The sequence below is a fragment of the Actinoplanes sp. NPDC049598 genome (assembly GCF_040675435.1).
GTDB lineage: Bacteria > Actinomycetota > Actinomycetes > Mycobacteriales > Micromonosporaceae > Actinoplanes.
Genome location: NZ_JBFAOX010000033.1, coordinates 88,744 through 100,812, shown reverse-complemented (window position 1 = coordinate 100,812; position 12,069 = coordinate 88,744). Strand labels below are relative to the sequence as shown.

Below are 12,069 nucleotides of genomic sequence, written 5' to 3'. Positions count from 1 at the left end.
AGCGCGGCCCTGCGGCTGGCCGAGGAGCGCGGGCTCGACCACGTGACCGTGGAGGAGATCAGCGAGGCGGCGGCCCACCGTCCACGACCCGCCGTCCGCGGCCCGCCGCCCCCGGTCCGCCCACCGTCCACGACCCGCCGTCCGCGGCCCGCCGCCCGCCGTCCGCGGCCCGCCGCCCCCGGTCCGCCCACCGTCGCAGCCCGCCGCCCCCGGTCCGTCCACCGTCCACCGTCCACCGTCCACCGTCCGCCGCCTGCCGCCTGCCGCCCCGGTCCGCCCACCGTCCGCGACCCGCCGCCCGCCGCCCCCGGTTCGCCCACCGTCCGCGGCCAAGCGCCCGCCACCCACCGTCCGCGGCCAAGCGCCCGCCACCCACCGTCCGCGGCCAAGCGCCCGCCACCCACCGTCCGCGGCCAAGCGTCCGCGGCCAAGCGTCCGCGGCCAAGCGTCCGCGGCCCGCCGCCCACCACCCGCGGCCCGCCGCACGCTGCACGTCGCGCGCTGCTCGTCGCCTGGTGGTTGCTGCTGATTGGGTGGGCTTGGTGGTGGGCTGTTGTAGCGGTCCGGGCCCGGCGGCGGTGGGGCGGGGGTGCGTACAGGGCTGGGATTTAAGGTTATTTAAGGGTTTGACCTGCCACGGAGGCTGCCGAGGCATCGATGGGTGGCTTTATTGTTAAGCGTCTTGCCAATCCCCCTGAGGCAAAGGTGCTTCTCATGAACAGACGCAAGCTGCTCGCCGGTGTGGTGTCCACGGCTGTGGTCGGGACGCTCGGTGTTCTCGGTATCACGAATGCGAGTGCGGCCGCCCTCGATCCGGCGCTGCCGCCTGGTGGGAACTTCAATCTGGCGGTGTGGCAGCTGCAGCTGCCTGTCGGGTCGCCGGGTAAGCCGGACACGATCTCGCCGGCGCAGCTCAAGGGTGCGAACGGGTACAGCAACCCGGCGTACTTCTGGACCGACAAGAATGACGGCTCGATGACGTTCTGGGCGCCGGAGAAGGGTGTCACGACGCCGAACTCGAACTATGCGCGGTCCGAGCTGCGGGAGATGAACGCCAACGGCTCGGCCGCCGACTGGCCGCTGGCGGGCAATCACACGCTCAGCGCGCAGCTGCGGATCCCGCAGGTGACCAAGAACGTGGCGGTCGGGCAGGTGCACCTGGGCTCGGGTGGCAGCTCGACCAAGCCGCTGCTGGAGCTCTACTACCGGCCCAACGGCGACATCTACCTCGGTACGGAGAACTCGCCGGCCGGCGGTCAGACGCTGCACAAGGTCGGCAACGTGGCGCTCGGCGTGAAGTGGACCTACGTCATCAACGTCAGCGGCAACAAGATCAACCTGACCGTGAACGGGTCGAAGACGACTTACACGATTCCGTCGTCGTTCAACCCGTACAAGCAGTATTTCAAGGCCGGCTCGTACAACCAGTCGTCCTCGAACAGCACCACCAACGGCGCCAAGGTCAAGTTTTACAGCCTGGTCGTCTCGCACAGCTGAGGGCCTCGGCGCCGCCGTTTGCCTACGACGGCGGCGCCGGGCCGTACGCGTGTTACGCGCCGGAGTTGCGCTTGTCGGCATCCAGGTCGGCCTCGCCGACCGGGGTGCCGTCGGTGTCGCGGCTCGGGTTGGTGAGATCGGCGTCCGCGCCCGAGCGGGCCGCGTCGGCCTCCGCGTCCGAGGCCCCGACGGCGGGACCGGTCGCGTCCGTGCCGCCGCCGGCGGCTTCGTCCCTCGTCCGTTCCGCGGCCAGCTCGGCGGCGACGGGCAGTCCAGGCACCTGAGGATTGGTCATGGCGGTTCCTTTCGTCCACCATGGGATACCCGGAATCGTCAGACTTGAACGAGTCAGGCCGACGGCGCCCGCAGCAGCAAGGTCGCCCAGACGACCTTGCCGCCGTAGGCCGGCAGTGTTCCCCAGCGCAGAGCCATGGAGTCGACCAGAGCAGGCCGCGGGGCGCCGCCGGGCCGGGGGAGTCGGGGGGCGACATCACCGGCGGGTCGGTGCTGCCGTCGCGTACGGCGATCACCAGGTAGCGCCGTCCCCGGGTGAGCCGCAGGTCGGCCATGGTCTCGGCGTGCGACACGGCGTTGTCACCAGCTCGGCCGCGATCAGGCCGGCCGGCCCGATCAGATGGGGGACGTCCCAGCGGGCGCAGGCCTCGGTGGCCATGTCGCGGGCGTGCCGGGCGGCCCCGCTGACCGGCAGCAGCGTGTCGCTGAGGGACGGCATGCGCGGGCGGGGCGGGGTGGCGAGGGCTTCCTCGACCGAGTCGACCACCGCGACCCGCTCGTAGCCGGCGGGCAGGAGCCGGGCCAGGGCCGGGTCGGGCGCCACGACCAGCAGGGGTGTGCCGGGCCGGACGGGCGCCTGACGGGAGGCCGCGGCGAAGACCAGGGCGGCGGGCGGCTCGGCCACGACCGCGCCGGCCAGGTCGACGACCACGGCGTCGGGTTCCTCCAGCATGCATTCGAGGAGGGTGGCGCGGATCTTGGCTCGGACGACATCGACAGCTCACCGAGGACGCGGACCAGCAGGCGCGTCCCGGCCGCTTCGACGTCGCACCGTACGCCGGGCATTCCGGATTGTCACGCCGGGCGACGGCTCGGCGCCAGCTGTGGCGCCAGCAGGCCGGCGATGCCGGCGGCGATCAGCGTTTCCCGGACGATGCCGTCGGCGTTGACGATGCTGAAGGCGTTGCCCCGGCGGAGGGTGGCCTGGCGACCGTCGAGCAGGCTGCGGATGCCGGCCGCGGTGATCAGGCCGAGCCGTTCGAGGTCGATGACCACGGCCGTGACGCCACTCTGGTCGGCGGCGTTGAGCAGCATGAGGGTGAGAGCGTTGCTGACGTCGGCGTCGACCTCGCCTCCGAGCGCGACGCGGACAACCCCGGAACCGTCGTCGTGCTTACTCATGGTGAAGGGGCCGTTCATGGTGTCCTCTCGTCCCGGCGCAATCTAGATTGTGCGGCACGATCGGCGGCTGCAGGTTTCGAATCACTCGGAGGATGTCAGGAGCAGTGCCTGGTGACGGGCGTCAACCATTCTTTCAGGCTGGGGCCGAGGATGGTGGTCACGTCCTTCTCCGTACGGATGCCGGCGAAGAACTTGGCGTCGGCCGACTTGGTCCGCAGCTGCTCGGCCGTCTTCTGGCCGTCGGCCCGCAGGGCGGCGTCGCCGCTGGCCTTGGTGGCCTCGTCGACGGCGGTGGCGAAGGCGGCCAGCGACTCCTGGGCCCGCTTCTGGGTGGCGGCGTCGCGCTTGCCGATCATCGTGGTCAGCGACTGCGCGAACGGGGCCATCTTCTCCCCGTAGGCCTTGCCCAGCGCGTCGCACGTGGTCTTCAGCTCGGTGTCGACGCTCGGGGCGGGCGTGGAAACCGTGGCGGCTGTGCCGCACCCCGCTAGCAGGAACACAGACAGCAGTACGGCTGCTCGCACAGGACACCTCCCGAGTGGGAGCGCTCCCAGGCGTTCCCTAGGGTCGTGACGATACGTCAGGAAGCGAAGCGTGTCGATGCCCGTACAGCAAATAGACGCCGAGGCCGACCACCAGCCAGGCGAGGAACCGCAGCCAGGTCTCCACCGACAGGTTGGTCATCAGATAGAGGCAGGCCAGGGCGGAGAGCACCGGTACGACCGGCGACAGCGGCACCCGGAACGGCCGCTCGAGCTGGGGCCGTGTCCGCCGCAGCACCGGCACCGCGAGCGACACCGTCACAAAGGCGAACAGCGTCCCGATGCTGACCAGGTTGGCCAGCGAGGACAGCGGCACGAACCCGGCCAGCAGCGCCACGCCCGCCGTCACGCCGATCGTGATCCGGTACGGCGTACCCCACCGGGGGTGTACCCGGCCCACCGCCGGCGGCAGCAGCCGGTCGCGGGACATGGCGAAGCCGATCCGGCCGATGGCCACGATGTCGACCAGGATCACGCTGGTCAGCCCGGCCACGGCGGCGATCGACACCAGGTGGGCGGCCCAGCCCGCGCCCACGCTCTCGAAGGCCGAGGCGATCGGCGCGCCCGGGTCGATCGACCGGTAGTCGACCATGCCGACCACCACGAACGACACCGCCACGTACAGCACGGCCGAGACGCCGAGCGTCCCGAACAACCCCAGAGGCAGGTCGCGGCTGGGCTTGCGGGTCTCCTCGCCCAGGTTCGCCACGGCCTCGAAGCCGGTGTACGCGAAGAAGACCACCGCCGCCGCGGTGAGCACCCCGGTCATCCCGAAGGCCGACGGCTCGATCCCGAACAGCAGCTGCGACAGCGGCTGGGTCAGCCCCGACGCGCTCTCGTCGGCGGGCCGGGCCGGCGGCACGAACGGGGTCAGGTTGGCCGCCTTGAGGAAGAACAGCCCGGCCACGACCACGAACAGGCAGATGCCGACCTTCACCACCACGAGCACGTTGGTCACCCGCGACGACTGCTTGATCCCGACCGTGGCCACCGCCCCGAGCAGCAGCGTGATCACGATGGCGCCCACGTTGACCACGCTGTCCTCGCCGAACAGGCTCGTCGGCAGGTCGAACAGCGAGGCCAGATAGCCCGACCACCCGCGCGCCACCACGGCCGCGCCGAGCGCGAACTCGAGCACGAGATCCCACCCGATTATCCAGGCGAAGACCTCACCCATGGTCGCGTAGGCGTATGTGTAGGCGCTCCCCGCGGTCGGCACCGACGACGCCAGCTCGGCGTAACAGAGCGCGGCCAGCAGACTCGCCACCCCGGCCAGCGCGAACGACACGATCACGGCCGGCCCGGCGTGATCACGCGCCTCGACCCCGGTCAGCGTGAAGATCCCGGTCCCGATCACGATCCCGATGCCGAACCCCATGAGGCTGAACGGCCCGAGCCGCCGCCGCAGCCCGCCCTCGCCCGCGAGCACGTCCTCGACGGCTTTAGTTCGCAGTATCGACATGATGGCGGCCGGTCTACCCAGCGGCTCGCGGATTAATCAGCGCCGGGTCGCGCGTTGAACCGGGGGTGACTCTCCGCTTCGCCGTTCTCGGCGACTCCATCGCGTACGGCCAGGGCGCCTCGGCCCCGGCCGACACGGTCGCCGCCCGCCTGTCGGCCGACCTGAGCGCCCACGGCGTGCCCAACGAGCCCCGCGTCCTGGCCGTGCCCGGCGCTCAGAGCCGCGACCTGCCGGCCCAGGCCGAGCGGGCGCGGGCCTGGCCGCCCGACGTGGCCCTGATCATCATCGGGGCCAACGACCTGACCCGCTTCGTGCCGCCCCCGCAGGCGGTGGCCCACCTGACCACCGCCGTACGGGCGTTGCGCTCCGTGGGCGCCGAAGTGGTCGTCGCCCCCGCCCCCGATCTCAGCGTGGTGCCCTGGGTGCCGCCGGAGATGCGGGCCCTGGTCCGCGCCGGCAGCCGGGTGCTGCACGACGCGCAGACCGAGGCGGTCCGGGCCGAGGGCGGCCACGTGGCCGACATCGGCATGACCTCGGCCGCCGGCTTCGCGGCCGACCCCAGCCTGTTCAGCGCCGACCGCTTCCACCCGTCCAGCGCCGGTTACGCCGTCATCGCCGCCGCCCTGGCCCCCGCCGTGCGCACCGCCGCGTCCTACTCCCGGTTGGGGAGGCGCTGAGTGATCTCCTGCAGCAGCCACACGTTGCCGTCCGGGTCGCTGAACTCGGCGTAGCTGCCGTACGAGCCGCGGTCGGGCGCCAGGCCGGGCACCCGCTGGCTGGTGTCGAGCCCGCGCAGGCCGTGCCACACCTCGCCGACCTCGGCCCCGAGCGACTGCAGCTCCTTGCGGGCCGCCTCGACGTCGTCGACGATCAGCATGAGGTCACGCAGCGAGCCGGGCTCCTGCGCGCTCAGGCCGGTGCCGAACTGGATCGAGGCCGGTGAGCCGGGCGGGGTCAGCTGCACGATCCGCAGGTTGTCGTTGATCGGGAAGTCGGCGTCGAGCCGCCAGCCGAGACCCTGGTAGAAGGCCTTGGCCCGGTCGACGTCGCTGACCGGGATCACGGTGACCTCGAAGCGGAAATTCATGACGGACCTCCATCGCTGTTTTTCGGTGACCCCAGACTGGCCCGGCCGGGCCCCCGGGCGAGCCAGGGAGACTCCCTGGTCCCCGTCCGCCCGTGCCTGGGCCGGCCACCCCTGGGGGCGTACCCCGGGGTTCAGCCAGGGTTTTGCCCGGGTGCGGTGAACCCCCTGGTGGCGCGAACGTTGAGGACAACGACGGCAGCGGCATCTGGGGGGATCGACCGTGGTGATTCAACTTCGAGTGGACCGCAATCGGCATCCGTTGCGGATCGGCACGCACGAGATCGACGTGGACGGTATCGCGCAGCGCTACCACGTCCGGGGCAGTGGGGCCGAAGTCTGCGTGGCCGTTCCGGGCGGCCCGGGGCTGTCCTGGGAGTACCTGCGGATGCCCGCGGTCGAGCGGCGGGTCCGGGTCGTGTACGTGGAGCCGCTCGGCACCGGCGCGTCGGGCCGGCTGCCGTCCCATCCGGACGGTTACACCCGGGCGGTCTACGCCGAGGCCCTGGATCGCCTCCTCGACCGGCTCGGCCGGGAGCGCGTACATCTGCTCGGCCATTGTCATGGCGGCCTCGTCGCGCAGTACTACGCGCTGCGCCACCCGGAGCGCCTGGCCGGGCTGATCCTGCACATGAGCTCGCCGGTCACCGGCCCCGAGCAGACGGCCGAGACCGGCCGGCAGGTCGACCGCTTCGTGCGGCGCAACCAGTGGAACCCGGCCCTGCCCGCGGTGCTCGACGCCCTGCACGCGATCCAGGACGCGCACGACGACCGGGCGCTGACCGCGGCCACCCGCGACGCGCTGCCCACCCAGTTCGCCCACTACTGGGCCCGCCGCGACGAGCTGGCCGGGCTGCGCCCGAAGTTCCGCCGCTCCTACCTGAGCGCCCCGGAGCTCATCGACGACCGGGCCGAGCTGCCCGGCCTGAGCGTGCCGACGCTGGTCACGGCGGGCATGTACGACATCGTCGGCGGCACCCGCTGGGCCCGGGAGCTGCACCAGCTGATTCCGTACGCCCGGCTGCTGCTCCTGGCCCGCAGCGGGCACCTGGGCCACATCGAGGAGCCGGAACGCTTCGCCGAGGGCGTCCTCGATTTCGTGGCGGCCACCCCGGCTGTGCACGGCGGGAAAATTGCCGCCTAGTGATTTCGGCGGATCCGAATCGGTTTCGGGAAGATGATTCGTGCTACGGTCCTGAGGATTTACGACGATTCTTCCGTCTGCGGCGGCCGACTGATGCAGCGGTCGTCGCAGACGGGAACCATCACGCCCGCACGGAAATATCGAGGAAGAAATGATCGTTCCCCGGCAGCTCGTCGTCGACGAACTGCGCCGGCGAGGTCTGGGCGTGCGCGCCGACTTCGTCGAGAAGCAGCTGCCCGAGCAGGTCGATTCCACCCGCCACGGCGGCCTGCTGGCCACCCTGCACATCAATCTGGACGAGCTGGTGTCCCACGGCGAACGGCGCACGGACGATTGACAATCGCAGCGGAATTGTTTTCCTGTGCTACGGTGGCCGCGTTGCGGTCTTGATTTTCCCTGAGCGTCTCTCCATTCTTCATTTCGCCAGCTTGATCAATTCAGTGACGCGCGGGGGCGGCACGGTGCGGCCCCTCGATGTCGGCAAGGAGAAAAGATCGTGGCTACCGGTACCGTCAAGTGGTTCAACGGGGACAAGGGATTCGGCTTCATCACCCAGGATGGTGGCGGCGCCGACGTCTTCGCCCACTTCTCGGCCATCCAGACCTCCGGCTTCCGCAGCCTCGAGGAGAACCAGCGCGTCGAGTTCGACATCGCGCAGGGCGCCAAGGGCCCCCAGGCGGAGAACATCCGCCCGCTCTGACCACACGCTTCGACGACGGCCGGCCCTCTGCACGGGCCGGCCTTCGCCGTTGGCAGCGGCCATGATCGAACGATGACCGTCGACATCGTCTACGAGACCCACTCGATCACCACCGACAACGAGGCCGGCCTCGCCACCGGCTGGCGGCCCGGCCGCCTGTCGGAGAACGGCCGCCGGCTGGCCCGGGACCTCGGCCGGCGCCGCCGCGACGACGGCTTCGCGGTCGTCTTCACCTCCGACCTGGCCCGAGCCGTCGAAACCGCCGACCTCGCCTTCGGTGACACCGGCATCCCCATCCGCCAGGACCCCCGGCTGCGCGAATGCGACTACGGCACCCTGAACGGCATGCCCGTCAGCGAGCTGGCCCGGATCCGCTCCCGGCACATCCGGAAACCGTTCCCGGGCGGCCAGAGCTACCAGGACGTCGTCGACCAGACCCGCGACTTCCTGGCCGACCTGGCCCGCGACTTCGACGGCCACAAGGTCCTGCTCATCGCCCACTCGGCCAACCGCTGGGCCCTGACCACCCTCCTGACCGGCGTCCCCCTCGAAGCCCAGGTCGACGCCCCCTTCGCCTGGCAGGAGGGCTGGCCCTACACCCTCCCGACGGGTTGGAGCGACCGCCAGACCCGCTGAGCCCACGCCAGATCGCCGACGTCGTCATACATGCACGTGACGCAGGCGATGCCGGTCGACGTCGCCGCATAGCCGTAAAGCTCGTGATGCGAGGGCTTCAACCAGAAGGCATGCCGTAGAACGTCGCCGTCACGCTCGGACAGCTCGCCGTCCCGATCTCGGGGCGAACCCTGCGTCATCGCCGCGATGGCGGCATCGGCTGTGCGGCCGGGCTGGAGGCCGAACACCTCGACATGCACCGTGCGACCGGGCCCGGCGAAGATCATGATGCCGTCGCTCACCCGCGGCGCGAGGCCGGCCGTCCGCTCGACCGACCAGTCGTCCGTGACCGGCTGGCGCACGGCTGTGGGCAGCGCATGCCAGATCCGGCTGAGCACCTCGTCACGGTCCCACTCCTCGGTCAGGACCCGGCTCAGCAGGCCGCCGACGGCGACCAGGTACGGCAGAGTCCCGTCATCCCGGACCTCGGCCCGTGCCGCCTCACCCAGCAGGCCGGGCCAGGGTTTGACGGCGTTGGCGACCGTGCCATGCAGGGAGAGTTCCGCGTACGCCGGCGTGGTCCAGACCGCGTTCGCGTGGCGCAGTTGGTCGTCGTCGACCTTCAGCCACACCGAGTAGGTCACGCTCCCCCCGCCGGTCAGCCGGACGGGCATGAGGCAGCGCACGAAGCCACCCACATCCGCAAGCCGCTGCATGTCGCTGTTGCCCCAGGCCGCCGCCCGCTGCTCGGCCGGCAACGCCAGCATCGCGTCCGGCAACGCCGACCGGATGTCGAGATCCACCGAATCGAGCGGCCCGCCACAACAAGAACAGCCAGGAAGATGATCATCCACGCCGGCACTGTACGCGGCTCACGAGACGTCCTGGTCGAAGATCTCTGACCGCCGCCACCAACCGCCAGGAAGGCGTCCCCGCACTACTGGCCTCCGCTCGCCCGCGGCCCCGCCGGGCTCGTGCTCGTCCTGGAGTGACTGCGTGGATGCGGTACTGCCTCTTCAACGGAAGCAATCACGGCGAGTGCCGGAGGCCGTTGTTCTGCTGACAGGGGTGGTTCGGGCGTGGGAGGAAGCATGATCTGGGCGCGTGGGGCCGGGCTTATCGTCGGCTTGATCGTGGTCGTTGTCGGCTTGGGTGGAAGCGGGCGGGACGCGGCGACCGGGAACTATGACGTCACGGCGGAGAGCTTCGCGGTGTGGCGGATCGGCGACGTCGTGTGGGTGAAACTGACGCGGATGCCGCGGAGCGACTGCTCGTTCAAGGGCGTCTCGCCTCGTCAGCCTCGGGTGAAGGAAGGACACTTCACCGCCGAGATGGACCAGGCCGGGCGCCTCGTCCGCGTGAGTCAAGGGATCGAGGAGTCGCCGGACGACTTCTGCGTGGATCGAATTCTCGGACTTCGGCCTTCCGGTGAGCGTGGAGCCGCCGCCCGCGGCTGACGTGGTCGAGAAGGAGTACCTCGACACGGCGGATGCCGGCATCTTCTCCAGATGCCGGCATCCGCGTGGTGCAGGTCAGGCGGCTGGGGTGCCGGTGACGGTGAAGTTGCGGGTGCGGCCGACGTTGTCGAAGGAGCCGAAGCCGACTCGGCCGGAGGTGAAGGTGGTGTCCCGGGCGGTCATGACGGGGTTGCGGTTGTGGTCGACGTAGACGGCTATCTCGCCGGTGGCGGGGATGTGCTTGAGGCGGACGTTGTGCCAGGCGGTGTCGACGATGGCGGGGTTGGCGCCGCGGGAGCGGCCGTTCCACTGGTAGTCGATGCGTTCGCGGTCGGCGTTGTTGACTTTGAAGATGCCGTTGTGCGGGTAGATCGTGTTGTCGGTGGAAAGGTGCGCGTAGTAGAAATCCGTGTCCGACTTGTAGCCGAAGACGATGATCACGTCGCGGTTGGTGATCTCGACCGGCTCGTCGAGGCGGACCTGAGCGTTGATCTCGACGCTGGAGAAGGCGGGGCCCTTGGTCAGGACCGCGTACTCGAACGGGCGGCGCGGGCCGGGACGCTCCGCGCCCGGTGAGGCCAGGATGACCTGGCCGTTCTCGAAGCGCCACTTGGACGGGGTCACCGGGGCCCAGTTGGCGGCGGCGGCGGTGTGGGTCACGCGGGTACGGCCCACGGGCGAGGCGGCGAATTGCCGGGTGCCGGTGACCTTCCAGATCTTGCCGTTGGCCTTGGCCAGGATGTAGAGCTCACCGCGCGCGTCGGTGCCGAAGCGCAGGTCGACCCGGTTGGGGTCGCCGGGCGCGCCCGGCGAGGACAGCTCCTGCATCCGTACGGACTGGCCGGCCGGGGTGAACAGGTGCAGCCGGTGGATGGTGGCCGGCGGGCCGCCGCGGCGCATCTCGCTGACCTCGGTGTAGAAGACCGTGCCGGCCACGAGGTCGCCGAAGACGTATTTGCCGCGCAGCTGCGGGATCTCGGTGCCGCGGTAGACGAAGCCACCCGCGACCGCCACACCGACGTCGTCGGTGCAGTTCCAGCCCGGGGCCGGGTTGTGGTCGTACGAGGCCACGGGGTAGGTGTAGCCGTATTTGGCGTCGTCGGCCGGCAGCGGGTAGAGCCGGTCGCACACGTTGGTGGCGTCGCGGTCGAAGACGAGCCGGCCTTCGCGCTCGCTCCAGCCCATGTTGTCGCCGGCCCGGACCTCGTAGATGGCCTCGGTGGACTTCTCGCCGATGTGCCCGAGGTACATCCGGCCGGTGGCCCGGTCCCAGCTGAAGCGGTGCGGGTCGCGGAAGCCGATCGCGTAGATCTCGCCGAGCGCCCCGGCCCGCCCAACGAACGGGTTGTCGGCCGGGATGCCGTACTTGCCGTTGGGGGCGTTGGTCCCGCGCGGGTCGATCCGCAGCAGTTTGCCGTGCGGCAGCGCGAGGTTCTGCGGGTCGGTGTTGCGGTAACCCTGGCCGCCGTCGCCGACCGCGAGGTAGAGCCGGCCGTACTCGGCCGAGCCCTTCCGCGCCGTCGGGTTGAAGTTGATCTCCTGGATGCCGTGGATCTGGCCGGCGAAGCCGATCCGCAGGATCTCGCGGTGGGTGCCCGAGAACGTCTCCGCCGCCGGGTCCGTGGCCTTCCACTCGTTGATGATGCCGTGGAAGAGCGTGTTCGGCTGCTGGTAGTCCGGCACGGCCGTGGTCTGCGCGGCCTGCTCGGTGTGGATCGTGTAGAACAGGCCGTTCCTGGCGAACTCCGGGTGGAACGTCACGTAGCCGAAGCCCTGCCCGAGCCCGCGCCCGGAGAAGAAGGCGGGGAACTGCGCGCGGACGTCGAGGTAGACGTGCGGCACGCCGTTCTTCACCAGGTAGAGGTTGCCGTTCAGATCCGGCACCGCGCGGCGGCCCGAGCCGTCCGGCAGCTCGAGGATGGTGTTGATCCGCGCGATCCGGTTGAGCCGCTGGTCGGTCAGGGCCGGCACCGTGAACGACTGCGGGAACGACGCGTACTCGGTGAGCTCGAGCCCGAGCGACGAGGCGACCGGCTCGACCGGGATCGGGTCGTCGATGGGCTCACCGGCGGGAGCGGCCAGCGCCACGGTGGGCGCGGCCACCAATGTGGACAGAACTATCGCGGCGGAAAGCAGAAACCGTCTCATTCAG

16 protein-coding genes are annotated in these 12,069 nt (G+C 70.5%); 7 read left to right on the top strand and 9 right to left on the bottom strand.

Features of this window, described 5'->3' with window-relative positions; genetic code table 11:
• A partial coding sequence (locus AB0J66_RS43760; protein WP_364673607.1) for a hypothetical protein occupies positions 1 to 222 on the bottom strand: 222 nt, incomplete at its 3' end.
• Between the two features lie 492 nt (positions 223 to 714).
• On the opposite strand from AB0J66_RS43760, the gene AB0J66_RS43755 reads away from it, so the two are divergent.
• On the top strand, positions 715 to 1,497 hold the full coding sequence (locus AB0J66_RS43755; protein WP_364673604.1) for a polysaccharide lyase family 7 protein: 783 nt from the start codon (positions 715 to 717) through the stop codon (positions 1,495 to 1,497).
• A 52-nt stretch (positions 1,498 to 1,549) separates the two neighbouring features.
• Here AB0J66_RS43755 and AB0J66_RS43750 read toward each other — a convergent pair whose 3' ends face one another.
• The 5 genes from AB0J66_RS43750 to AB0J66_RS43730 all read right to left on the bottom strand — a co-directional run bounded on the left by AB0J66_RS43750 (position 1,550) and on the right by AB0J66_RS43730 (position 4,917).
• The gene (locus AB0J66_RS43750; RefSeq protein ID WP_364673602.1) at positions 1,550 to 1,792 is read right to left on the bottom strand and encodes a hypothetical protein; all 243 of its coding nucleotides are present in this window, start codon (positions 1,790 to 1,792) and stop codon (positions 1,550 to 1,552) included.
• Between the two features lie 231 nt (positions 1,793 to 2,023).
• Positions 2,024 to 2,464, bottom strand: a complete 441-nt coding sequence (locus tag AB0J66_RS43745) for a hypothetical protein (RefSeq protein WP_364673601.1) — start codon at positions 2,462 to 2,464, stop codon at positions 2,024 to 2,026.
• A gap of 122 nt (positions 2,465 to 2,586) precedes the next feature.
• Entirely contained in the window at positions 2,587 to 2,913 is a 327-nt protein-coding gene (locus tag AB0J66_RS43740; RefSeq protein WP_364673599.1) for an STAS domain-containing protein, read from the bottom strand.
• 95 nt (positions 2,914 to 3,008) lie between these two features.
• Positions 3,009 to 3,437, bottom strand: coding sequence for a hypothetical protein (locus tag AB0J66_RS43735; protein ID WP_364673597.1), 429 nt, complete (start codon positions 3,435 to 3,437; stop codon positions 3,009 to 3,011).
• A 37-nt stretch (positions 3,438 to 3,474) separates the two neighbouring features.
• On the bottom strand, positions 3,475 to 4,917 hold the full coding sequence (locus AB0J66_RS43730; RefSeq protein WP_364673594.1) for an amino acid permease: 1,443 nt from the start codon (positions 4,915 to 4,917) through the stop codon (positions 3,475 to 3,477).
• 65 nt (positions 4,918 to 4,982) lie between these two features.
• Here AB0J66_RS43730 and AB0J66_RS43725 point away from each other — a divergent pair, with 65 nt between their 5' ends.
• Entirely contained in the window at positions 4,983 to 5,594 is a 612-nt protein-coding gene (locus AB0J66_RS43725) for an SGNH/GDSL hydrolase family protein (protein WP_364673593.1), read from the top strand.
• On the opposite strand, the gene AB0J66_RS43720 is transcribed toward AB0J66_RS43725, so the two are convergent.
• Positions 5,570 to 6,004: a VOC family protein gene (locus AB0J66_RS43720; RefSeq protein ID WP_364673592.1), complete on the bottom strand. Its 435-nt coding sequence runs from the start codon at positions 6,002 to 6,004 to the stop codon at positions 5,570 to 5,572. The two genes, AB0J66_RS43725 and AB0J66_RS43720, sit on opposite strands and share 25 nt — an antisense overlap.
• A 220-nt stretch (positions 6,005 to 6,224) precedes the next feature.
• Here AB0J66_RS43720 and AB0J66_RS43715 point away from each other — a divergent pair, with 220 nt between their 5' ends.
• The 4 genes from AB0J66_RS43715 to AB0J66_RS43700 all read left to right on the top strand — a co-directional run bounded on the left by AB0J66_RS43715 (position 6,225) and on the right by AB0J66_RS43700 (position 8,481).
• Complete coding sequence (locus AB0J66_RS43715; RefSeq protein ID WP_364673590.1) at positions 6,225 to 7,145, top strand: alpha/beta hydrolase; 921 nt, start codon at positions 6,225 to 6,227, stop codon at positions 7,143 to 7,145.
• A 151-nt stretch (positions 7,146 to 7,296) separates the two neighbouring features.
• On the top strand, positions 7,297 to 7,482 hold the full coding sequence (locus AB0J66_RS43710) for a hypothetical protein (RefSeq protein WP_364673587.1): 186 nt from the start codon (positions 7,297 to 7,299) through the stop codon (positions 7,480 to 7,482).
• A 159-nt stretch (positions 7,483 to 7,641) separates the two neighbouring features.
• Positions 7,642 to 7,845: a cold-shock protein gene (locus AB0J66_RS43705; protein WP_097323584.1), complete on the top strand. Its 204-nt coding sequence runs from the start codon at positions 7,642 to 7,644 to the stop codon at positions 7,843 to 7,845.
• Between the two features lie 72 nt (positions 7,846 to 7,917).
• On the top strand, positions 7,918 to 8,481 hold the full coding sequence (locus AB0J66_RS43700; RefSeq protein ID WP_364673585.1) for a histidine phosphatase family protein: 564 nt from the start codon (positions 7,918 to 7,920) through the stop codon (positions 8,479 to 8,481).
• Here AB0J66_RS43700 and AB0J66_RS43695 read toward each other — a convergent pair.
• Positions 8,439 to 9,314 (bottom strand): DUF2199 domain-containing protein, encoded by an 876-nt coding sequence (locus AB0J66_RS43695; protein ID WP_364673583.1) that lies wholly within the window; start codon positions 9,312 to 9,314, stop codon positions 8,439 to 8,441. The two genes, AB0J66_RS43700 and AB0J66_RS43695, sit on opposite strands and share 43 nt — an antisense overlap.
• Positions 9,315 to 9,551: 237 nt before the next feature.
• Here AB0J66_RS43695 and AB0J66_RS43690 point away from each other — a divergent pair, with 237 nt between their 5' ends.
• The gene (locus tag AB0J66_RS43690) at positions 9,552 to 9,917 is read left to right on the top strand and encodes a hypothetical protein (RefSeq protein WP_364673582.1); all 366 of its coding nucleotides are present in this window, start codon (positions 9,552 to 9,554) and stop codon (positions 9,915 to 9,917) included.
• A 75-nt stretch (positions 9,918 to 9,992) separates the two neighbouring features.
• On the opposite strand, the gene AB0J66_RS43685 is transcribed toward AB0J66_RS43690, so the two are convergent.
• The gene (locus AB0J66_RS43685) at positions 9,993 to 12,065 is read right to left on the bottom strand and encodes a PQQ-dependent sugar dehydrogenase (RefSeq protein WP_364673580.1); all 2,073 of its coding nucleotides are present in this window, start codon (positions 12,063 to 12,065) and stop codon (positions 9,993 to 9,995) included.
• Positions 12,066 to 12,069 lie beyond the last annotated feature (4 nt).

What these genes read in the sequence shown, in the direction of transcription:
- AB0J66_RS43745 (WP_364673601.1), bottom strand. Translation starts at nt 2,464, where the DNA reads ATGCTGGAGGAACCCGACGCCGTGGTCGTCGACCTGGCCGGCGCGGTC.
- AB0J66_RS43710 (WP_364673587.1), top strand. Translation starts at nt 7,297, where the DNA reads ATGATCGTTCCCCGGCAGCTCGTCGTCGACGAACTGCGCCGGCGAGGT.
- AB0J66_RS43730 (WP_364673594.1), bottom strand. Translation starts at nt 4,917, where the DNA reads ATGTCGATACTGCGAACTAAAGCCGTCGAGGACGTGCTCGCGGGCGAG.
- AB0J66_RS43690 (WP_364673582.1), top strand. Translation starts at nt 9,552, where the DNA reads ATGATCTGGGCGCGTGGGGCCGGGCTTATCGTCGGCTTGATCGTGGTC.
- AB0J66_RS43700 (WP_364673585.1), top strand. Translation starts at nt 7,918, where the DNA reads ATGACCGTCGACATCGTCTACGAGACCCACTCGATCACCACCGACAAC.
- AB0J66_RS43755 (WP_364673604.1), top strand. Translation starts at nt 715, where the DNA reads ATGAACAGACGCAAGCTGCTCGCCGGTGTGGTGTCCACGGCTGTGGTC.
- AB0J66_RS43685 (WP_364673580.1), bottom strand. Translation starts at nt 12,065, where the DNA reads ATGAGACGGTTTCTGCTTTCCGCCGCGATAGTTCTGTCCACATTGGTG.
- AB0J66_RS43720 (WP_364673592.1), bottom strand. Translation starts at nt 6,004, where the DNA reads ATGAATTTCCGCTTCGAGGTCACCGTGATCCCGGTCAGCGACGTCGAC.
- AB0J66_RS43740 (WP_364673599.1), bottom strand. Translation starts at nt 2,913, where the DNA reads ATGAGTAAGCACGACGACGGTTCCGGGGTTGTCCGCGTCGCGCTCGGA.
- AB0J66_RS43750 (WP_364673602.1), bottom strand. Translation starts at nt 1,792, where the DNA reads ATGACCAATCCTCAGGTGCCTGGACTGCCCGTCGCCGCCGAGCTGGCC.